The following is a 22,427-nucleotide window of genomic DNA, read 5'->3' as shown; positions in this document are numbered from 1 at the left end:
CGAGGGGGCGTGGCCAGGCCCGCTTTCGCCATCCACGCGCGGCCGCAGCATGACCGACGCGTTTCGCTTACAGGAGTGCAGTTCCCATGACGACCGATAGCCGCCAGTTCGCGGCTCCATCCCGCCGCCACGCCGGAGCTGCACCCAGGAGCCGAATGCTCGCGTTCGCTCTCTTGCTCGCGCTGCCCGCGCTGCACGTCAATGCGGCGCAATCGCCGACCGCCGCCACCGCCGCCACGCTCAGCCCCGACGCGATCGACCAGCAGTGGCTCGATGCCACCGCCGCTTATGCGCCCGAGCGCGAGCGCCTGGTGCGCGAAGCAGAAGCCGGCGCGCGCAAGGGTCCGTTCCGTCCCGATTGGGCGGCACTGAAGGCCTATCAATCGCCGGCGTGGTACGACAACGCCAAGTTCGGCATCTTCATCCACTGGGGTGTGTTCTCGGTGCCGGCGTTCGGCAGCGAGTGGTATTCGCGCAACATGTATCTGCAAGGCTCCAAGGAATTCGCCCATCATGTGGCGACCTACGGGCCGCAGGCGCGTTCCGGCTACAAGGATCTGATTCCCAAGTTCACCGCCCCCAAGTTCGACCCGACTGGCTGGGCCAAGCTGTTCCGGCAATCCGGCGCGCGCTATGTGGTGCCGGTGGCCGAACACCACGACGGTTTTGCGCTGTACGATTCCAAGTTGTCCGACTGGACCGCGATGAAGATGGCGCCCAAGCGCGACCTGCTGGGCGAACTGTCCAGGGCCATCCGCGCACAGGGGCTGCATTTCGGGCTGTCATCGCACCGCGCCGAACACAACTGGTTCTTCGATGGCGGGCGAAAGTTCGATTCGGACGTCAACGACCCGCGTTACGCGGCGCTGTATGGTCCGGCGCAGGTGCGCCTGCCGGGCAAGGACGATGCCGATGTGGCCAACGACTGGACGCCGGTCTCGCAGGCCTGGCTGGACGATTGGCTGGCGCGCACCACCGAGTTGATCGATACCTATCAACCGGACCTGATCTATTTCGATTGGTGGATTGCCCACCCCACCTTCCGCCGCAGCCTGCCGACGATGCTGGCGTATTACTACAATAAGGGCGCGGCGCGTACCGAAGCCGACCGCGGCGTGGTGGTGAACTACAAGCTCGGCGCCTTCCCCGAAGGCGCAGGCACGCTGGATATCGAGCGCGGCCAGCTCACCGGCATCCACCCCACGCATTGGCAGACCGACACCTCGGTGAGCAACGCCTCGTGGGGCTACATCGAAAACGACACCTACAAGTCGCCCACCTTCATCATCCACATGCTGGCCGACGTGGTGGCCAAGAACGGCAACCTGATGCTCAACATCGGGCCGCGCGCCGATGGTTCGATCCCGGACACCGAGCGCGGCATCCTGCTGGCGATCGGCAAGTGGCTCAAGACCAACGGCGGCGCGATCTACGACAGCAAGCCGTGGCGCGTGTATGGCGAAGGCCCCACGGAAGTGGTGGGCGGCACCTTCCAGGACATCAAGACCAAGCCGTACACGGCCGAGGATTTCCGCTTCACCACGCGCGATGGCGCGCTGTATGCGATCGAGCTCGGCTGGCCCAGCAATGGCGAAGCGGTGATCGGCTCGCTCAAGGCCGCCGACGGCGTACGCGCCGTGACCTTGCTGGCAAACGGCAAGAAGATCCCGTTCGAACAACGCGCCGACGGCCTGCATCTGCGCCTGCCGGTCAAGCCGGTTGGCGAGAGTGCCTACGTCTTCCGCATCGACCTTTCCTCCCCCACTCCCTGACGGATGTTGTCTTTCATGAGTAAGCGATTGACCTGGATGTTGCTCGCGCTGGCACTGACCTGCGCTCCGGCCTTGGCCAAAAACCCCACGGCGTTGTTCTATCTGATGAACACGCAGAAATCGACCAACTCCTTCATCGCCAACGTCGACAAGATCGATGTGGTGGTGCCTACCTGGTATGGCGTGGACCAGAACGGCCTGGTCAACGGCACCCCCAACATGTATCTGTACGACATCGCCAAGCAGCACAAGCTGCGGGTCATGCCGATCCTGTCGATGACCACCGGTCGCGAAGGCTTCCACAAGCTGATGCACGACGAAGCCGCCAAGAAGCGCATGATCGAGTCGCTGCTCATCCACGGCAAGCAGCGCAAGTACTACGGCTTCCAGTTCGATTTCGAAAACATCGCCTGGACCGACCGCGACGCCTACACGCTGATGGTCAAGCAGACCGCAGACGCGCTGCACAAGGCCGGTTTCAAGATGTCGGTCGCCGTGGTGCCGAACGCACCGGGTTATGCCGAAGGCGGTCAGTTCTCCAAGTGGATGTGGGAATACTGGCGCGGTGCGTACGACCTCAAGGCGCTGGGCCGGGCGGTGGATCTGGTCAGCCTGATGACCTACGACCAGCACACGCGCTGGACCACGCCGGGCCCGGTCGATGGCATGGTGTGGATGAAGAAGCACCTGGATTACGCCATCACCCAGGTGCCGAAGGACAAGCTGTCGCTGGGCATCGCCACCTACGGTTACCGCTGGTACACCGGCAACCCGGTGAAGGAAGACGGCACCGAGGCATCGAATATTTCCGCAACGTATATCGATGCAGACGAGTCGTTCCCGCTGGCGCAGGAACAGAACGCCACCGTGCAGTGGGATCCGGTCGAGCAGGAGTCGTGGTTCTACTTCTATCGCGACGACATGCGCGAGTGGGTGTTCCGCCCTGATGCACGCAGCTTCAAGGCACGTTACGAGCTGACCAAACAATACGGCCTGGAAGGATTCAGCTGCTGGGTGCTGGGCGCCGAAGATCCGAAGGTGTGGGACGAGCTACCGACTGCGCAGCGCTGAGCGCAGCTGACGCAACGACGGCACCGTGAGCGGGCGGGCGCGGTTGGTACAAGGAGTCGGACTGCCGGGCTGCATTCCGATTCCAGCGTTGCCCCCGCCGGTTTTGCAGCGACCGGCGCCACTGACGTGATCGCATGACCACGCAGTGCCCGCGCTGCGCAGCGGAACGAAGCGTGCGCCAGTCACTGCGTCTTCCGACACGGCTTTGCTACTGTGCGTGGCTGCCGTGTACCGCCGCCATATCGGGATCTGATTGCATGATGTCGAACTCCGCACCCACCGCACGCCTGACAGCCGTCGCACCGTTATCCTCGCGCCTGCTTGCGCTTGCATTCGTAGCAGCGTCGCTGGCCGGTTGCGGTCAACGAGCGCCAGGCACCTCGCCGGCCGCCGCAACCGCGGGCGCACCTGCTGCTGCAGCCGCAAACACTGCGGGTACGCCGTTGCCGCTGATTCCTGCAGCAGTGGAGGTCAAACGCGGTAGCGGCAGCTTCACGGTGGGCACCGGCACGGTGATCTCGATCGCGCCCGGCGATGCCGATGCACGCCGCAGTGCCGAACATCTGGCCGATCTGCTGCAACGCACACGCGGGCTGCGGTTGGAAGTGCGCGCCGAAACCAGCGCCTCGCCGGACAGCATCCGCCTGGAGCGCAGCGTGCAGGCCCCGGTAGCGCACAAGGAAGGGTACAGCCTGGAGGCCGATGCCAAGGGCGTGCGTATCACCGCGCGCGATGGTGCCGGCTTGTTGTATGGCGCAATCAGCGCCTGGCAATTGATGACACCGGATGCGCGCAAGGGCGAGGTCCAGGTCCCGGCGGTGGCGATACGCGACTGGCCGCGTTTCAGCTGGCGCGGCCAGCACCTGGATGTGGCCCGGCATTTCCATGATGTGGACACGGTCAAGCATGTGCTCGATACGATGGCCCTGCACAAGCTCAACGTGCTGCATTGGCATCTCACCGATGATCAGGGCTGGCGTATCGAGATCAAGCGCTATCCCAAGCTCACCGAGGTGGGCGCATGGCGCATGCCGCCCGGCGCCGGCCAGCACGGCACGCCGCAGCGGTATGGCGGCTTCTACACCCAGGAACAGATCAGCGAGATCGTCGCCTATGCAGCGCGCCTGCATATCACCGTGCTGCCCGAACTGGACATGCCCGGCCATGCACAGGCAGCCGTTGCTGCCTACCCCGAAGAAGTGGGCGTACCCGGCGCACGCACGCAGGTGGGCGTGGACTGGGGCGTCAACCCGTATCTGTTCAACACCAGCGAACGCAGCCTGACCTTCATCACCAATGTACTGGACGAGGTGCTGACGTTGTTCCCGTCGACCTACATCCACATCGGTGGCGATGAGGCGGTGAAGGATCAGTGGGAAGCCTCGCCGGCGGTGCGCGCGCAGATGCGCAAGCTCGGGGTCAAGGACGCGCACGCGATGCAGGGCTGGTTCAACGAACAACTGGCGGCCTACCTTACCCAGCACGGCCGGCGCATGATCGGCTGGGATGAAATTCTCGAAGGCGGCGTGCCGGCGAGTGCGTCGGTGATGTCGTGGCGCGGCATCGAAGGCGCAGTGACCGCAGCACAGCAAGGCCACGATGTGGTACTCGCGCCGGGCGACTGGCTGTATCTGGACAACCTGCAGACCACCCGCAGCGACGAACCGAATGGTCGCCTGACCGTGTTGCCGCTGTCCAAGGTCTACGCATTCGACCCGGTGCCGGCCAAGCTCAGCGCCGAACAGGCCAGGCATGTACTGGGCGCACAAGGCGCGTTGTGGTCCGAATACATCCCCTCGCGCTGGCATGTGGATCACGCGCTGTTTCCGCGCCTGGCTGCGGTGGCGGAAGTGACCTGGTCGCCGCCGGCAGCGCGTAACTGGAACAGCTTCCTGGCGCGCATGCCGGCGCAGCTGCAGCGCTACAAGGCACTGGGCATCGACTACAGCGATGGCGCATTCGCTGCCGATATCGCCCTGGAAAACGGACCCAATCCGGTGCTCGCCGGCGGGCCGGCCAAGGTGACGCTGAGCACGCAAGCCGGCGCGGGCACGCTTCACTACACTACCGACGGCGGCGACCCGACGCCGGCATCGCCGCGCTACAACGCGCCGTTTACGATTCGATTGCCGACTACGGTCAAGGCGACTGCGTTCGATGCCAACGGAACGCCGCTGGCGGCCACGCGTCGCCGCACCTTCGATCGCGCGAGTTTGTTGCGGGTGGATACGCAGGGATTGCAGCACTGCGTTGAAACCGGCGCGCTCGGCTTGCGCCTGCCGCTGTTGCCGGAGATGACCGGCGCCGACACGCCGGTGTACAACGTCGACCTGTTCCGAGCCTGCCGCCTTTATCCGCAGGCACGGCTGGACGGTATCGGTGCGATCCGCATCGAAGCCGCACGCTTGCCCAACAACTTCGGACTGGCGCACGAGCAATCCAAGGTCGTGCAGTACCCGGCCAAGACCCGCGGCGGTGAGCTGGAAGTGCGTCAGGGCTGCGACGGCGAGTTGATCGCCAGCGTGCAGCTGCCGCGCAGCGACACCCTGGGCGAGCAATTCACCCTGGAAACCGCACTGCCTGCACGCACCGGCGTCCACGATCTGTGCCTGCGCTTCACCGCGCCGATTCGCGGCCCTCTGTACGCCATCGGCGCCGTTCAATTGATTGAAACCACTGCGCAGGCGCCCCCCGCCGCCACGCGCTGAGCCACCTTAGGAGAGTCACGCATGCCACTGTCCCGTCATCGTTTTGTTCCCGCCCCCGCCCGTCTCGGGCTTGCCCTGGCCTTGGCCATCTCGCAGGCCTGGGCAGCGCCGCCCACGGCGGTGACGCTGGATGGCGGCTGGCAGGTGCGACTGGTGCCGGGTCAGGAGCAGGGCAAGACGTATCCGAAAGCCGCGGCGTGGCTGCCGGCGCAGGTGCCCGGTGCGGTGCAGACCGACCTGATCGCCGCCAAGATCGTGCCCGACCCGTTCTATCGCGACAACGAAGGCAAGATCCAGTGGGCCGGCCTGAGCGACTGGCAGTACCAGACCCGCTTCAACGTGGATGCGGCCACGCTCAAGCGCGAACATGTCGAGTTGGTGTTCGACGGCCTGGACACGTTTGCCGAGGTCACCCTCAATGGCAAGCAGCTGCTCAGCGCCGACAACATGTTCCGGCAATGGCGCGTGGACGCGAAGTCCCTGCTCAAGCGCGGCGACAACGTGCTGGAGGTCAAGCTGTATTCGCCGATCAAGAAGATCCAGCCGTGGCTGGCCAAGCAGCCGTATGCGCTGCCGGGTGCCTACGATTCGGCGTTCGGGGACGAGCCGGAGGCACGGCACAGCTCGACCTATGTGCGCAAGGCGCCGTACAACTTTGGCTGGGACTGGGGTCCGCGCATGGTCAACGCCGGCATCTGGAAGGATGTGCGCGTGGAAGCGTGGGATGCCGTGCGGGTGGACGGGCTGCATATCGCCCAGCAACGGGTGGATGCGCACAGTGCGCAATTGCAGGCTCAACTGGAACTGCAGGCCGGCCGCAGCGGCCCGGTGCAGGTGACGCTGGATGTACGGGGTCCGGATGGGCAAAACGTCGGCCAGTTCACCCAGGACGCGGTGGTCGACCCGGGCCAGAACCGCATCGACCTGGCGGTGCGCATCGCCAAGCCCAAGCGCTGGTTTCCGGCCGGTTATGGCGCGCAGGACCGCTACACCTTCGTCGCGAGCGTGCGCGATGCCGATGGCGACAGCCAGCAGATCAAGCGCGTCACCGGCCTGCGTTCGGTGGAGCTGCGCCGCGAAAAAGACCAGTTCGGCAAGAGCATGGAGATCGTGATCAACGGCATCCCGATCTTCGCCAAGGGGGCAAACCTGATTCCCCTGGATGCTTTCCCCGCACGTGTCACGCACGAGCGCATGCGCAGCACCTTGCAGGACGCGCGCGATGCCAACATGAACATGCTGCGCATGTGGGGCGGCGGGCATTACCAGGACGACTATTTCTACGACGTGGCCGACGAGCTCGGCATCATGATCTGGCAGGACTTCATGTTCGGCGGCGCGGTACCGCCATACGACGTGGAGTTCCGCGAGAACACCCGGCAGGAGGCGATCGAGCAGGTCAAGCGGCTGCGCGATCACCCCAGTATCGTGTTGTGGTGCGGCAACAACGAAGTGCAGACCGGCTGGGAAAACTGGGGCGACCGGGTCAAGTTCAAGCAGTCGGTGGACCCGGAAGAACGCGCCCGCATCGAACGCGGCATGACCACCTTGTTCGGCACCGTGTTCCGCGAAGTGGTGGCCACTTACGACAGCGATGTGCCGTACTGGGCCACCTCGCCGGGCACCGATTTCGATGGCGCGGCCGACCAGACCAACGATGGCGACATGCATTACTGGAAGGTGTGGGGCGGCCCTGCCCTGCCGGTCACCGAATACCTCAACGTCACCCCGCGCTTCATGTCCGAATACGGCCTGCAGTCGTTCCCCGATATGCGCACCGTGCGTGCATTTGCCGAGCCCGGCGACATGGATCCGGAATCGCCGGTGATGCGCGTGCATCAGAAGTTCGACAAGGGCAACGGCAACAAGCGGCTGATGCTGTACATCCGCCGCGAATTCGGCGAGCCCAAGGATTTCGAAAGCTTCGTCTACCTGAGCCAGCTGATGCAGGCCGAAGGCATTCACATCGCGGCCTCGCATCTGCGCGCCTCGCGCCCGCAGTCGATGGGTTCGCTGTACTGGCAGCTCAACGATGTGTGGCCGGGTGCGTCGTGGTCCAGCGTGGATTACGACGGCCGCTGGAAGGCGCTGCATTACCATGCACGCCGCTTCTACGCGCCGGAAATGATCGCCGCGCTGCGTAACGACAAGGGCCAGACCGATGTGTCGCTGGTGTCCGACCGCACCACCCCGCTGGCGGCACGCTGGCGCATGCGGGTGATGGGTATGGATGGCAAGGTGTTGAGCAAGCGCGAGGAAAAAGCCAGCGTCAAAGCGCTGAGCAGCCTGCAGGTCGGCAACTTCAGCGACAAGCAATTGCTGGGCAGCGCCGATCCCAAGCGCACCTACGCGGTGTTCGAGCTGTTCGACGGCGACACGTTGCTGTCGCGTGAGGTGGTGTTCTTCGCGCCGGCCAAGCAGCTCGCCTTGCCGGCCGCGAAGATCGACGGCCAGTGGCGCGCCGATGGCGGTGGCTACGCACTCACCCTGACCAGCAACACGCTGGCGCGCGAGGTGTGGCTGTCGTTCGGCGATGTGGATGCCACGCTCTCGGACAACGCCTTCGACCTGCTGCCGGGCGAGCCACTGACCGTGCATGTCTCCAGCACGCTTCCGCTCGCGCAGGTGCAGGCGGCGCTGCAGGTGCGCGATCTGGGCTCGACCCTGGCTGGCGCACCGGCCGAGCCGCAGGAGGAAGCGGCTGCGAAATAAGAAGCAGAGCGGCCCTCATCCGCCCTTCGGGCACCTTCTCCCGCAACGCGGGAGAAGGATTGGATTTCTTGCAATGAGCGACTGATTTCTTGCAATGAAGGACTGGATTTCTTGCAACGAGAGACTGGATGTCTCGCAATGAAGGACTCGATTCCTTGCGATGAGGGACTGAATTTCTTGCGATGCACGTCTTCCTTCGTTCATGAGTGCCCTTCTCCCGCTGGCGGGAGAAGGTGCCCCGCAGGGGCGGATGAGGGCCCACCGCAAGACCAGCACCAGCCGTCACCCACGGCACGCATGCCACCGCCGCGCCCCACCCTTCACCTCACCGCAGCCACTGCGGCACCACCAGAACAATGCCCAGCGGCCTTGGCCGCTGCCCAGGAGTGAATCCATGTCGTCCGTGTTTGTATCGCGCCTTGCCATGGCAGTGGGCCTTGGCCTGACGCTGCCCTGCCTCGCCCTTGCCGCCCCCGCCGAACCGGCCGGATCGCCCGAACAGCGCGCCGCCGCGCTGGTCGCGCAAATGAGCCGCGAAGAAAAAGTGGCTCAGGCCATGAACGATGCCCCGGCGATTCCGCGCCTGGGCATCCCCGCCTACGAGTGGTGGAGCGAAGGCCTGCACGGCATCGCGCGCAACGGCTACGCCACGGTGTTTCCGCAGTCGATTGGCCTGGCGGCGAGCTGGAATACCAGCCTGATGCAGCAAGTGGGCACGGTGGTGTCCACCGAAGCGCGCGCCAAGTTCAACCAGGCCGGCGGTCCGGGCAAGGACCATCAGCGCTACGCCGGTCTGACCATCTGGTCGCCCAACATCAACATCTTCCGCGACCCGCGCTGGGGCCGTGGCATGGAAACCTACGGCGAGGATCCGTTTCTCACCGGGCAGATGGCGGTGGGCTTCATCCGCGGCCTGCAGGGCGAGGATCTCGACCATCCACGCACGATCGCCACGCCCAAGCACATCGCAGTGCACAGCGGGCCCGAGCCGGGACGGCATGGTTTCGATGTGGATGTGTCGCCGCACGATGTGGAAGCGACCTATACGCCGGCGTTCCGCTACGCCTTGGTCGAAGGCCAGGCCGGCTCGGTGATGTGCGCGTACAACTCGCTGCACGGCACACCGGCATGCGCCGCCGATTGGCTGCTCAACGGGCGCGTGCGTGGCGACTGGGGCTTCAAGGGCTTTGTGGTGTCCGACTGCGATGCGGTGGATGACATGACCCAGTTCCATTACTTCCGCCCCGACAACGCCGGCTCGTCCGCCGCCGCGCTGAAGGCCGGGCACGATCTCAATTGCGGGCATGCCTATCGCGACCTCGGCACGGCGATCGAACGCGGCGACGTGGACGAAGCCTTGCTCGACCAATCGCTGGTGCGCCTGTTTGCCGCGCGCTATCGCCTGGGCGAGCTGGAGGCCCCGCGCAAGGATCCGTACGCACGGCTCGGTGCGAAGGACGTGGACAACGCGGCGCATCGTGCGTTGGCCTTGCAGGCGGCTGCCGAGTCGATCGTGCTGCTGAAGAACGATGCCAACACGTTGCCGCTGAAAGCCGGCACGCGGCTGGCGGTGATCGGCCCGAATGCGGACGCACTGGCGGCATTGGAGGCCAATTACCAAGGCACCTCGTCCGCGCCCGTGACGCCATTGCTGGGCCTGCGTCAGCGCTTCGGTGCACAGCAGGTGAGCTACGCGCAAGGCGCACCGTTGGCCGCCGGCGTGCCGGGCATGATCCCCGAGACGGCATTGCGCAGCGACGGCAAGCCGGGATTGCGTGGCGAGTATTTCGACAACGTCGACATGAGCGGTGCTGCGCGCGTGGTGCGGCAGGACCGCGCGGTGAGCTTCAACTGGGATCAGGTCGGCCCGGCAAAGGGCGTACCGGCCGACCGTTACGCAGTGCGCTGGAGCGGCGAACTGCTGCCGCCCAGCGCTGGCGATTACACCCTGGCGGTGCGCGTGGCGCGTTGCTTCGATTGCAGCGGGCACGACCCGGTACGCCTGTATATCGACGACAAGCTGGTGGTTGCCGGCAACGCCGAAGACAAGCACGTGCCGGCCGGCATGCACAACGCCGACGGCCGCAGCGTGGAAACCGTGCTGCATTTCGACGACACCCGCCCGCGCAAGATCCGCCTGGAAATGGAGCATCGTGGCCAGGACCAGGGCGTGCGCCTGGAATGGCTGGCTCCTGCCGCCGCGCAACTGGCCGAAGCCGCGCAGGCCGTGGCGCAGGCAGACGCGGTGGTCGCTTTCGTTGGCCTGTCGCCGGATGTGGAAGGCGAAGAGTTGCGGATCGATGTCCCCGGCTTCGACGGCGGCGATCGCAACGACATCGCCCTGCCCGCCCCGCAGCAAGCGCTGCTCGAACGGGCAAAGGCGTCGGGCAAACCGCTGGTGGTGGTGCTGATGAGCGGCAGCGCAGTGGCCTTGAACTGGGCCAAGACGCATGCCGATGCGATCGTGGCCGCGTGGTACCCGGGCCAGTCCGGCGGCACCGCGATCGCGCGCATGCTGGCCGGCGACGACAATCCCGGCGGTCGCCTGCCGGTGACGTTCTATCGCTCCACCAAGGACCTGCCGGCCTACGTCAGTTACGACATGAAGGGCCGCACCTACCGCTACTTCAAGGGCGAGCCGCTGTTTCCGTTCGGCTATGGCCTGAGCTACACCCGCTTTGCCTACGATGCGCCGCAGCTGTCCACGACCACGCTGCAAGCCGGCAATCCGCTGCAGGTGACCACCACCGTGCGCAACACCGGTGCACGTGCCGGCGACGAAGTGGCGCAGGTGTATCTGCAATATCCGGACCGCCCGCAGTCGCCGTTGCGCAGCCTGGTCGGTTTTCAGCGCGTGCATCTTGCAGCGGGCGAGCAACGCACGCTGACCTTCCATCTGGATGCACGCGCCTTGAGCGACGTGGATCGCAGCGGGCAGCGCGCAGTGGAAGCCGGCGACTACACGTTGTTCGTCGGCGGCGGGCAGCCGGGCACCGGCGCCGCTGGCAATGCTGCGTCGTTTTCGATCCAGGGACGCTCGCCGTTGCCCAAGTAATGCCTGTGATCACATGACGCACAACAGGCGCCGGCTGTTTCAGCCGGCGCCTGTTGCGTTGACGCACGGCAATGCTGCGCCGCATCGGAAATCATCGCCATCCGCGTGCCGCGACGCTGTATTCGTCTTCATTGCGCAGCCGGCACGACGATCTGAGCACACACTTCACACCCGCTTGACAGTCGCAACAGCGCGGTCTATCACTCACCTCAGTCGGCAACACTCGTCATTGCGATGACCGTGGGCTGATCGACAGCAACAGCGTTTCCACGCAGCACGCGCACCGGGAGATGGTTGTATGCAGCATCGTCGTATCGACCAGCGCCTCCGTGTTGCCACCCTCGCGTTGCCTCGCCCTGCCCACATGCGCGCGCTCGTTGCACCGGTGCAGCCGGCATGACCAAGCACTACAAATTGAGCGCCATGCGATCGCGCTCCAAGTGCATCGCCGGCTATTCCCCGCCGCGCCACTGACGCCTGCAACAGCTGTCCCAGCTGGCAGACGCTTCGACGTGCATCCCCTGCGGTAATACGCACACGCTTTGACGGCGTGCTGCGCGATGCCGTGTGTGTGCTTCATCGTGCGCACCGTCTGCCCGAGAGCAAAGGCATTGGAGGGCATTGCCATCGGCAACGTTGCCCAGCATCTGGCGAGGTGGCACGTGGAAAAGCGTGAGCGTTCGAATGGCAAGCAATGGGCCGTGGCAATCCTGACCGTCACCGGCATGGCATCGGCGGCGACGGCAATGGCCGGCACGGTGGAAGGCGACCTGAAGGAAGCCAGCAGCGGCAAACCGGCAGCGAATGCGAAGGTGCGTATCGCAGGTACCGCCTATAGCGCAGTCGCCGATGCGCGCGGGCATTTCGTCATCCGTGACGTGCCTGCAGGGCAGTACGCGCTGAATCTGGAGTATCCCGGCTTCAGCGCGGCCGAAACCAGCATCCAGGTCGGCGAGACCGGTACTGCGTCGGTGGCGATCGCGCTGGAAGAGGTCAAGCAAATGAAGGCGATCAGCGTGGTGAGCAACCGCTACGACGCCAGCGACCTGAAGATCAACGCGGCCAACACGGTCGATGTGCTGTCGGCCAACGACCTGCAGCGCACCGCCGTGCACAACGTGGCCGAAGCGCTGGGCCTGATTGCCGGCATCAACATCACCAGCACCGGCTCGGGCTATTTCGGCGGCATCGACGGTGCAGCACGCGGCGAAGGCATGTTTGCCTCGGTGCGCGGGCTACCTTCCGAATACAACGTCAACATGATCGACGGCGTCACCGTGGCGCAGGGCATGCCGTATAGCCGCAGCGTGCAGCTCAGCCTGCTACCGCCGACCGGACTGCAGACCATCGTCGCCAACAAGACCTCCACTGCCGACATGGACGGCGATGCGATCGGCGGCACGTTGGATTTCCGCACCCCCACCGCCTACGACTTCAAGGACACCACCAGCGGCAGCGTCACCGGCAGCGGCCGGGTGGAGAGCCGCGCGCGCGATTACGGCGGCGATGGCCTGGGTGGCGGCTTCGGTGGCGAGTTTCAGCATAAATTCGGCGATGCGCAGCAGTTTGGCGTGTATGCCAGCGCGTACTACGACTACCGCACCACCACCAACAGCGAAGTGGCCGCGGCCACCAGCGCGCTCAACGATGGCTCGTGGGAATATTTGATTACCGACGCCAACGGCGGCAACGCCGCCGGCTTGGATCCGCAACACAACCTCACCAGCACCGGCATGAATGTCGGGATTGCCGCAGGCTGGGAGCGCCGCTACGGCGGCAATGCCTCGTTTGATTGGCACGTGGACGACACCCTGTCGCTCTACGCGCGCATGACCTACGCCTATGCCAAAACCGATCAGGGCACCACCTTCGTGCAGCTGCTGCCGCAGGATGTGCGCTACGTGCCGACCGGCACGTCTGGCGTATATACGCCCAACATCGGCCGCATCGCCTCGCGTTTCTGGTACGAAACCAACCCGGAAATCGCCGATCTGGCCACCTTTCAGATCGGCGCGAAAAAGACCGTGGGCGGCTGGACCTTCATGCCCAACGTGTTCTATAGCTTCGGCGACAACGACCGCCCCGACCACGTCGAGATCGATGGACGCGAAGACAAGTTCACCCAGGACAACTACGCCTATTCCGGTAATACCCTGGTGGCCTATGGCGGCGGTGCATTTCCATACCCGCAGCTCACTCCGGCGCTGCAGGCGCAGGTCAACAACATCCCCTCGTTGTATGCCGGCAGCTATGGCGAGCTGACCAAGATCTACTCCGGCCAGAAGAAAGGCGGCGCACGCGTCGATACCCGCTACGACTTCGAAGAGGATGGCGCACTGCGCTCGGTGCAGTTTGGCGTGAAGTACAGCAAGAGCCGTCGCCGCTACACCAATCGCGACTGGTATACCGGCGGCGTGGATGGCACCACCACGCTGGGCGAGCTGGGCATCTTCACCGGCACCTATGCATCGATCTTTCCGGGTAAATACGACTGGAACACCCCGCGCGTGAGCGAAGCCGCAGTGGCCGGTGTGATTGCGCAACATCTCACCGACGACGATCTGGACACCTGCGGCAACGCGTTCTACGTCAACAACTTCAACTGCAACACCATGCGCGGCACCGAGGCGGTCGGTGCCGCCTACGCCAGCGCCACCTTCACCATGGGCAACCTGGACATCGTGCCCGGCGTGCGCTTCGAACACACCGCGATCAACAACACCTTCTGGGTGAGCCCGACGGACGCCGACGGCAACGAAATTGCCGGCTACTTCGACCATAACCACACCTCCTACAACGAGCCGCTGCCCAGTGTGTTCCTGACCTGGCGACCGGATCTGCGCACGGCGTATCGCGCCTCGCTGTGGACCAGCTACACCCGACCGGCCTTCGTGCAGCTGGGCGGCGGCAGCCAGATCGACATCTCCAACGGCGTCACCACCATCACTCAGGGCAACCCGGACCTGAAGCCGATCGAATCGACCAACCTGGACCTGTCCGGCGAATGGTCCACGCAGCACGGCGGCTTTTTTTCGCTGGCCGGCTTCTACAAGCAACTGCGCAACTACATCTACGATGCCGGCTCGGCGCAGGCCAATGGCAGCACCACCGGTAGCGGCACGGTGCTGTACCACATGCCCACCAATGGCGGCGACGGCAAGATCTACGGTGTTGAAATCAGCGCCCGGCAAAAGTTCCAGGACCTGCCCGCCCCGTTCGATGGCCTGGGCGTGAGCGCCAACGCCACCCGCCAGCACGCGCGTGCGGACCTGGGCCTGGACGGTTTCGAGAACGAGCACATGCAGTCGGCGCCGGCGGCAATGGCCAACCTGGAAGTGTTCTACGAACACAACGGGTTCTCGCTGAACCTGAGCTACCACTTCAGCAGTTCGTACCTGCTGGGCTACGACTTCCTGCACGAAGGCGCGCCGTGGAACGACCTGTGGGCACGCCCCACCCGACGTGTGGATCTGCACACCGGCTACCGCTTCGACAATGGTGTGAGCATGGATCTGTCGATCTCCAACCTGACCAAGGAATGCAGCTATTGGGCGCATGTAGGTCGCCGCAATCTGGCGATCTCCGACATCGTCGATGCCGGAAGCACGGCGCTGTTCACTGTCAAGTACGCGTTCTAGCAGTGGGTCGCGCCGCGCCGCAGACCTGGCGACGCGGCATGGCGCACCGCAATGCGATCGATATAACGCAGCAGTTCCTTTCCTGGCTGGAGAGACGATGAAACGCAGGAGCCTATGCACGTTTGGGCTGCTCGCGCCGCTCGGCCTGGCGGCCGCACCGGCGCTGCTGTCGTCGCTGCGTGCGCCAGTGCCGGATGGTCGTCCGCATGTATTCGGCTTCGACCGCGGACAGTTCGTGCTGGACCAGCAGCCGTGGCAGTTGCGCAGTGGCGAGATGCATCCGTTGCGCATCGCCCGTGCGGATTGGCTGCAGCGCATCCGCATGGCCAAGGCGATGGGCTTGAACACGATTGCGCTGTACCTGATGTGGAATGCCTACGAGCGCGAGCCGGGGCAGTTCGATTTCGCGACCGACGAGCGGGATTTCGTCGCCTTCATCAAGCTTTGCCAGCAGGAAGGCATGTGGGTGTATCTGCGACCCGGCCCTTACGTGTGCGCCGAATGGACGCTCGGCGGGCTGCCGCCCTACCTGCTGCGCGAACCGGGCATGCGGTTACGCGACGCCAATGACGCACGTTACATGGCAGCGGTGCAGCGCTATATCGCCGCGGTGGCGCCACGCCTCGCACCGCTGATGGCCGGTGCCGGCGGGCCGGTGCTGATGCTGCAGATCGAGAACGAATACAGCATGCACGGCAGCGACGTGGGCTATCTGCAGGCGCTGGCTGCGCTTTGGCGCCAGCACGGCATCGATGGCCCGTTTTCCCTGGCCGAAGGCATGAAGGACCTGCGCCGGCGCAAGGCCTACCTGCCCGGCGCGGCGCTGGGTCTGGATGGTGCGGATCTGCAGGAGCTACAGCAGGCCAGAACCATCGCAGGTGACGCACCGGTGTGGGTCGCCGAAGGCTACCCGGGCTGGTTGACGCATTGGGGCGATGCCGATGTGGCGCGCCGCGACTACGCGCCGATGCTGCAGCGCCTGATGGCGGCCGGCTATTCGTTCAATCTGTATGTGGTGCACGGCGGCAGCAACTTCGGGCTGAGCGCTGGCGCCAATGCCGAAGACGACGGTTCGCACTTCCAGCCGGTGCTCACCAGCTACGACTACAGCGCACCTATCGACGAACGCGGCCGCGCCACGCCGGCCTACACGGCACTGCGCAGCATCATCGCCCAACACAGCAGCGGCCCGTTGCCGGCGATTCCGGCGGCGCCAGCGCGCGCCCGCTTCGACGCGGTCATTGCACACCCGGTCGCATCGCTGTGGGACAACCTGGGCGATCGGCCGGTGCCTACCGACCAGCCTGCCGACAACCAGACCCTGCTCAGGCAGAACCTGGGCCTGGTGGTCTATCGGCGCCGCATTGCCGCCGGCACGCAACTGGACCTGGGCCAGGTGCACGACTACGCAGCAGTCCACCTGGATGGCCGGGAGATCGGCCATGTCTCGCGCATGCGGCATGCGCACCTCAACAGTGCCGCGCAACTCGCCCTGCCGAACGCCGCCGCGAAGGAACGCCAGCTCGACGTGCTGGTCGACAGTTTCGGCCATATCAATTTCGGCCCGGCACTGGGCGATGCCAAAGGCCTGCTCGGCCCGGTGCGACTGGATGGCAGCGAGCTGCGCGGCTGGCAGGTGCACGGCGTAGCGCTGGATAGCGACACCGCGCCCACGTTGCGCCCACTGCAATCCCCAGCCACGCGCCCCGGCCTGTTCTTCGCCGCCGATATCGCACTGCAGACGGTCGGCGACGTGTACCTGGACATGCGCCAGTGGCGCAAAGGCTATCTGTGGCTCAACGGACGCCTGTTGGGGCGTTACTGGAACATCGGCCCGCAACAGTGCCTGTTCTGCCCCGGCGCCTGGCTGCGCAAAGGCAACAATGCGGTGCTGGTGCTGGATCTGCATCAACTGCAAGCCACCGCAATCCACTGCGCCGACAGCCTGCGCGCTGCACATGACGCGGCCACCACAGCACGCAGCACGCATGCGGCGTACAGCGCATGCTGAGCCCCTCGGTGGTATCGCCATCGTCCACACCGGCAGGCGCCCCGCCGCGCACGCTGGGTTTCTGGAGCGCGCTGTCGGCCAACCTGCTCAACATGATCGGCATCGGCCCGTTCATCACCATCCCGCTGGCGTTGTCGGCGTTGGCTGGCCCTTCGGTGTTGATCGGCTGGGTGGCCGGCGCGTTCCTGTGCCTGTGCGACGGGCTGGTGTGGGCCGAACTCGGCGCTGCGATTCCGCGCTCGGGCGGACCGTACCACTATCTGCGCGAAGCATACGGGCGCGAACGCTGGGGGCGCCTGTTCGGGTTTTTGTATCTGTGGCAAACGCTGCTGACCGCACCGCTGTCGGTGGGCTCGGCGGCGGTGGGCTGCGTGCAATATCTGGCGTTCCTGCTGCCCGGCCTGGGCCATGCCCGGCTCACCGCCATGGCGATGGCGCTATGCGCGTTCAACACACTGCTGCTGTATCGCAAGGTGCGTTCGGTGCAAGTGCTGTCGTTGCTGGTGAGCGCCGTGGTGATCGGTGCCTGCGTGTGGATCATTTTCAGCGGCGTGCTGCATTTCGATGTGGGCATCGCCGCGGATTTCCTGCATGCGCGCCCGGCTTCGCCGCACGGCTTCTGGCTGGGCTTGGGCGCAGTGGCATTGATCGCGGTGTACGACTACGGCGGCTACAACAACGTGTGCATGCTCGGTGGCGAAATCCGCAAGCCACGCCGCACCATTCCGCGGGCGGTGCTGGTCTCGATCCCGATCGTGGCGCTGCTGTATCTAGGCCTCAACGTCACCTTGCTCGGCGTGCTGCCTTGGCAGAAGGCGGCGCAATCCAAGGCGGTGATGGCCGACTTCATGCAGGCCATCTACGGGCCGGCGGGCAGCACCGTGGCAGTGGCGTTGATCGTGCTGGCCAGCTGGGGCTCGGCACTGGTGGTGTTGCTGGTATATTCGCGGGTGCCATATGCCGCCGCCGCGGCCGGGCAATTCTTCGGCGTGTTTGCGCGGCTGCATCCGCGTGGCGGCTTTCCCACCGTGTCGCTGCTGTTCGTCGGCGCAACGTCCGTGCTGGCCTGCCTGCTGTCGCTGGACGATCTGATCGCCACCTTGATGATCATCCAGATCCTGTTCCAGTTTCTCGCGCAATGCCTGGCCGTGGTGCTGTTGCGACGCAAGCGGCGCCGCCGTGCATTTTCGATGCCGCTGTATCCGTGGCCGCTGCTGATCAGCGTGGCCGGTTGGCTGTATCTGCTGGCCACCAGCCCCGGCCATCGCGTATTGGCGGCAGTGCTGGCGCTGTGCGTGGGCAGTGCGTTGTATCTGATCCAGGCACGGAGGGAGCGCGCATGGCCGTTCCAGCTGCAATGAGCGCGGCGCAACTCATGGTGGTCGGCGAGGTGTATCTCGACCACATCTTCAGCGGTTTCGAACGCTGGCCGGCACCCGGCGAAGAAGCGCTTGCGCGTCGCTACACGCGCGAGTTGGGCGGCGGCACGCTGATCACCGCCTGCGCGCTGGCGCGGCTGGGCTGCAGCGTGCGCGTGCTCGGTGCGATCGGTGCGCAGGACCGCCCGGTGTTCACGCAGCGCCTGGACGAGTTCGGGGTATCAGCTGATGGCTTGGTCGACTCACCGGCCGGCACCGGCGTGACCACCAGCGTGTCGCTACAGGACGACCGCTCGTTCTTCACCTACCACGGCGCCAATGCCGACCTGAGTGCGCTCCTGCTGGATGAAACCTCCATCGCCGCGATGTCTGCGGCCACCCACGTACACTTCGCCCTGCCGCTGCCTGCTGCGGTGGCGCAGCTCCTCCTGCCGCTGCTGGCGCGTGCCGGCTGCAGCACCTCGCTGGATGTCGGCTTCAACCCGGCCTGGCTGACCGATCCTGCCAACCACGCCACCTGCCGCGCGGTGACCTGGTTTCTGCCCAACCAGAAAGAAGCCGCGCTGATGGGCTGCGGCGATGGCGCCGCTGCGTGTCTGGCATGGGCACACGCACTCGGCCTGCGCCAGGCGGTGATCAAGCGCGGCGCTGCCGGCGCGATGGTGATCGATGACGCCGGCGCACGCCGGGTCGCCGCGCCCATCGTGCCGGTGCGCGACACCACCGGCGCCGGCGATGCCTTCGATGCCGGCTTTCTCGCCGCCCAGCTGCGCGGCCTGTCGCCGGACGAAAGCGCACAGCACGGCTGCCACGCGGGCGCGGCCTGCTGCAGCGCGCTCGGTGCGCTCGACGGCCTGTTTCTCCTATCTCCCCCCACACACGAGGACGTTCCATGAGCAGTTCTGTCGACAATCGCAAGCTCACCCTGATCGGCGGCGGCGGCGTCCGCACCCCACTGGTGGTGTATGGCGTCAACGAGGCCGCCGAGGCGCTGGGCGCGGGCGAGATCGTGCTGTACGACCCCGACCAGGAGCGGCTGGCGCTGATGGTGGCGATGGGCCGTGCCATCGTGGCCGAAGCCGGCGGCGCGTTGCAGGTGCATGCGGCGCGCTCGCTGGAAGCGGCGATCGAAGGCGCGCATTTCGTGCTCAACAGCATCCGCGTTGGCGGCATCGCCCAGCGCGCCTCCGATGAGCAGACCATCATCGGCCATGGCTATTCCGGCCAGGAGACCACCGGCCCCGGCGGCGTGGCCAAGGCGCTGCGCACCGTGCCGGTGGCGATCGAACAGGCGCGCATGATCGAGCGCCTGAGCCCGGACGCCTGGCTGGTGAGCTTCACCAACCCCGCCGGGCTGATCACCCAGGCCATCAGCGCGCATACCCGCGCGCGCGTGGTCGGTATCTGCGATACGCCGGTGGAGTTGTTCCACAACATCGCACGCGCGCTTGGCGAGCCGGCTTCCGATGTGGAATGCGACTACGTCGGACTCAATCATCTGGGCTGGATCCGCGCGGTGCGCCTGCGCGGCGAAGACATCCTCGACCGCGTGCTCGCCGACGACGCCATCCTGCGCCAGCTCTACCTGGCGCCCTTGTTCGACTTCGACATGCTGCGCGCGCTGCGGCTGATCCCCACCGAATACCTGTATTTCTTCTACGAGCGCCGCCGCGCCCTGGAGAACCAGCGCGCCAGCGGCGCGAGCCGTGGCGGCGAGATCGAGCGGCTCAACCGCACCCTCATCGGCAACCTGCGCAGCCGGCTGGACGCCGGCGACACCACCGGCGCGGTGCAGACCTATGCGGCCTATCTGGCGCAGCGCTCCGGCTCGTACATGAAGCTGGAGGCCGAGGCCGGCTCGGCCTTCGCGCCGGACCTGGCGCCGCAGCCGGACCCGTTCCGCGCCAGCACCGGCTATCACCGCATCGCGGTGGACGTGATGAGCGCGCTGACCGGCGCCCGGCCCGCGCGGCATGTCGTCAATGTGCGCAACCAGGGCGCGATGGCCGAGCTGGCCGACGACGACATCGTGGAAATCGCCGCAGACATCGATCGCGACCGCATCGTGCCGGTCCCGGCCGCGCCGCTGCCCAGCGCCGTGCAGGGGTTGGTGCACACGTTCAAGGCGTACGAGCACGCCGCCATCGAGGCGGCGCTCAGCGGCAGCCATCTGGACGCCTGCAAGGCCATGCTGATCCACCCGGCGATTGGCGAATGGAGCCCGGCGCGGCGGTTGCTGGACGCGTTGTTCGGCCACGCACACGACGACGGCCACTGCGCGGGGCCGGCGCAGTGGCGTGGACATGCGGTGGGCTGAGAACGAGCTTGATGCCGCGCCGTCGCTGCCGGTGCGGTCGTGACACTGGCGTGCCGGTGGTCGGCGCGTTTCAACGCCGCCGGCAGCGAAGACCCAGCGCAATCCGCTACGCAGACGGCAGAGAATTGTGCGGCCGCACTATGCACATTTGGCGCACACGTTGTATGGTCATCGGGAATTGGTCATGCATAGGTCTCATCCCTAGCCGGCGGGTAGCGCGGCGCTGGAGCGGCACTGGTGCGCAGGCCTGCAGTCGAAATCCAAGGAGTTCCAGGTCATGCACACCCGCCGCGACATCCTTCAGCTGCTGGGCGCCAGTGCCGGTGCCGGCCTGCTCGCCGCTGCCCTGCCTGCCCTTGCGGCCGCGCCCGCCACCGGCGCGTCCAGCGCAGGCAGCGCCTTCGTCAGCAGGCGCCCGCCCAAGGCGCAGCGCCGCTTCGTCAGCCAGGCGGTCGAACAGCAACTCGCGCAGATCAAGGCGCGCATCGCCGACCCCGAACTGGCCTGGCTGTTCGAGAACTGCTACCCCAACACGCTCGACACCACGGTGGAAACCGGCACCCGCAACGGCAAGCCGGACACCTTCGTCATCACCGGCGACATCCACGCGATGTGGCTGCGCGATTCCTCCGCGCAGGTGCACCCGTACGTGCCGCTGGCCAGGCGCGACCCGGCGCTGCGGCGCATGTTCCATGGTCTGATCCAGCGCCAGGCCGCGTGCATCACGCTCGATCCGTATGCAAACGCCTTCCTGCCCGATGGCCAGACCCAACGCCTGAAGTGGTCGCTCAACGACATCACCGAAATGAAGCCTGGCGTGGGCGAGCGCAAGTGGGAAGTCGATTCGCTGTGCTACCCCATTCGCATCGCGCACGAATACTGGCGCGCCACCGGCGACGCCGCACCGTTCGACGACGACTGGCGCGCGGCGATGCACGTGGTGGTCAAGACCTTCCGCGAGCAGCAGCGCAAGGACAACCGCGGCCCGTACGTGTTCCAGCGGCCCTCGCCACTGGCCACCGAAACCCTGGTGCTGGAAGGCTACGGCCAGCCGACCAAGCCCAACGGCATGATCCACTCGATGTTCCGCCCCTCCGACGACGCCTGCGTGTTCCCGTTGTTCGTACCGGCCAACCTGTTCGCAGTGACCTCGCTGCGACAGCTGGCCACGATGAGCACCGCCTTGCATCGCGACACTACCTTTGCCGCCGAGTGCACCGCATTGGCCGACGAAGTGGAGACCGCCACCCGCCAGTTCGGCCAGCAACGCGATGTCGACGGGCAGGCGTACTGGGCGTTCGAAGTGGACGGCTTCGGCAACCAGTTGTTCATCGACGACGCCAATGCACCGGGCCTGCTCAGCCTGGCCTACCTAGGTTGCTGCGATCGCGCCGACCCGGTGTTCCTGCGCACGCGCCAGTTGGCGTGGAGCGAGCGCAACCCGTATTTCTCGCGCGGCAAGGCGGCCGAAGGCGTCGGCAGCCCGCACAGCGGCATGGGCACGATCTGGCCGATGTCGATCATTCAATACGCGCTGGTCAGCGACGACGACGCGCAACTGCGCCAATGCCTGCAGTGGTTGAAAACCACCCACGCCGGCACCGGCTTCATGCACGAAGCCTTCGACAAGGACACTCCGAACACCTTCACCCGCGACTGGTTCGCCTGGGCCAACACCTTGTTCGGCGAACTGATTATCGACCTGCATCAACGCAAGCCGCAGCTGCTGCGTAGCCTCTGACCTTTCCTTCTCCTTTGGGAGAA

General features: G+C 65.7%; 11 protein-coding genes. All 11 read left to right on the top strand.

Annotation, left to right across the window (positions count from 1 at the left end):
• The first annotated feature begins 86 nt into the window (after positions 1-86).
• The 11 genes from J7367_RS00530 to J7367_RS00480 all read left to right on the top strand — a co-directional run bounded on the left by J7367_RS00530 (position 87) and on the right by J7367_RS00480 (position 22,404).
• Entirely contained in the window at positions 87-1,772 is a 1,686-nt protein-coding gene (locus tag J7367_RS00530) for an alpha-L-fucosidase (RefSeq protein ID WP_057660166.1), read from the top strand.
• Between the two features lie 3 nt (positions 1,773-1,775).
• Positions 1,776-2,843 (top strand): glycosyl hydrolase family 18 protein, encoded by a 1,068-nt coding sequence (locus tag J7367_RS00525; RefSeq protein ID WP_057660164.1) that lies wholly within the window; start codon positions 1,776-1,778, stop codon positions 2,841-2,843.
• 257 nt (positions 2,844-3,100) lie between these two features.
• Positions 3,101-5,551, top strand: coding sequence for a family 20 glycosylhydrolase (locus tag J7367_RS00520; protein ID WP_057660163.1), 2,451 nt, complete (start codon positions 3,101-3,103; stop codon positions 5,549-5,551).
• A 21-nt stretch (positions 5,552-5,572) separates the two neighbouring features.
• Complete coding sequence (locus J7367_RS00515; RefSeq protein WP_057660162.1) at positions 5,573-8,263, top strand: glycoside hydrolase family 2 protein; 2,691 nt, start codon at positions 5,573-5,575, stop codon at positions 8,261-8,263.
• Positions 8,264-8,657: 394 nt separating this feature from the next.
• A complete protein-coding gene (locus tag J7367_RS00510) occupies positions 8,658-11,318 on the top strand; it encodes a glycoside hydrolase family 3 C-terminal domain-containing protein (RefSeq protein WP_057660157.1) in 2,661 nt (886 codons plus the stop codon).
• A gap of 746 nt (positions 11,319-12,064) precedes the next feature.
• Positions 12,065-14,956: a TonB-dependent receptor gene (locus J7367_RS00505; RefSeq protein ID WP_244672237.1), complete on the top strand. Its 2,892-nt coding sequence runs from the start codon at positions 12,065-12,067 to the stop codon at positions 14,954-14,956.
• 97 nt (positions 14,957-15,053) lie between these two features.
• Positions 15,054-16,967, top strand: coding sequence for a beta-galactosidase (locus J7367_RS00500; RefSeq protein WP_057660156.1), 1,914 nt, complete (start codon positions 15,054-15,056; stop codon positions 16,965-16,967).
• Positions 16,961-18,328, top strand: a complete 1,368-nt coding sequence (locus tag J7367_RS00495) for an APC family permease (protein ID WP_057660155.1) — start codon at positions 16,961-16,963, stop codon at positions 18,326-18,328. Before J7367_RS00500 ends, J7367_RS00495 begins: the two co-directional genes overlap by 7 nt.
• The gene (locus J7367_RS00490; RefSeq protein WP_244667762.1) at positions 18,307-19,242 is read left to right on the top strand and encodes a sugar kinase; all 936 of its coding nucleotides are present in this window, start codon (positions 18,307-18,309) and stop codon (positions 19,240-19,242) included. The genes J7367_RS00495 and J7367_RS00490 overlap by 22 nt, the downstream gene beginning before the upstream one ends.
• Positions 19,239-20,663, top strand: coding sequence for a 6-phospho-beta-glucosidase (locus J7367_RS00485; protein WP_057660147.1), 1,425 nt, complete (start codon positions 19,239-19,241; stop codon positions 20,661-20,663). The genes J7367_RS00490 and J7367_RS00485 overlap by 4 nt, the downstream gene beginning before the upstream one ends.
• A gap of 277 nt (positions 20,664-20,940) precedes the next feature.
• Entirely contained in the window at positions 20,941-22,404 is a 1,464-nt protein-coding gene (locus J7367_RS00480; RefSeq protein ID WP_057660144.1) for a glycoside hydrolase family 125 protein, read from the top strand.
• Positions 22,405-22,427 lie beyond the last annotated feature (23 nt).

The sequence above is a fragment of the Xanthomonas sp. D-36-1 genome, assembly GCF_017746155.1.
Classification (GTDB): Bacteria; Pseudomonadota; Gammaproteobacteria; order Xanthomonadales; family Xanthomonadaceae; genus Xanthomonas; species Xanthomonas cissicola.
The sequence above is the reverse complement of the archived record's forward strand: the minus strand, read 5'-3'. Positions and strand labels throughout refer to the sequence as shown.

What these genes read in the sequence shown, in the direction of transcription:
- J7367_RS00485 (WP_057660147.1), top strand. Translation starts at nt 19,239, where the DNA reads ATGAGCAGTTCTGTCGACAATCGCAAGCTCACCCTGATCGGCGGCGGC.
- J7367_RS00500 (WP_057660156.1), top strand. Translation starts at nt 15,054, where the DNA reads ATGAAACGCAGGAGCCTATGCACGTTTGGGCTGCTCGCGCCGCTCGGC.
- J7367_RS00530 (WP_057660166.1), top strand. Translation starts at nt 87, where the DNA reads ATGACGACCGATAGCCGCCAGTTCGCGGCTCCATCCCGCCGCCACGCC.
- J7367_RS00520 (WP_057660163.1), top strand. Translation starts at nt 3,101, where the DNA reads ATGATGTCGAACTCCGCACCCACCGCACGCCTGACAGCCGTCGCACCG.
- J7367_RS00505 (WP_244672237.1), top strand. Translation starts at nt 12,065, where the DNA reads ATGGCCGGCACGGTGGAAGGCGACCTGAAGGAAGCCAGCAGCGGCAAA.
- J7367_RS00495 (WP_057660155.1), top strand. Translation starts at nt 16,961, where the DNA reads ATGCTGAGCCCCTCGGTGGTATCGCCATCGTCCACACCGGCAGGCGCC.
- J7367_RS00515 (WP_057660162.1), top strand. Translation starts at nt 5,573, where the DNA reads ATGCCACTGTCCCGTCATCGTTTTGTTCCCGCCCCCGCCCGTCTCGGG.
- J7367_RS00510 (WP_057660157.1), top strand. Translation starts at nt 8,658, where the DNA reads ATGTCGTCCGTGTTTGTATCGCGCCTTGCCATGGCAGTGGGCCTTGGC.
- J7367_RS00480 (WP_057660144.1), top strand. Translation starts at nt 20,941, where the DNA reads ATGCACACCCGCCGCGACATCCTTCAGCTGCTGGGCGCCAGTGCCGGT.
- J7367_RS00490 (WP_244667762.1), top strand. Translation starts at nt 18,307, where the DNA reads ATGGCCGTTCCAGCTGCAATGAGCGCGGCGCAACTCATGGTGGTCGGC.
- J7367_RS00525 (WP_057660164.1), top strand. Translation starts at nt 1,776, where the DNA reads ATGTTGTCTTTCATGAGTAAGCGATTGACCTGGATGTTGCTCGCGCTG.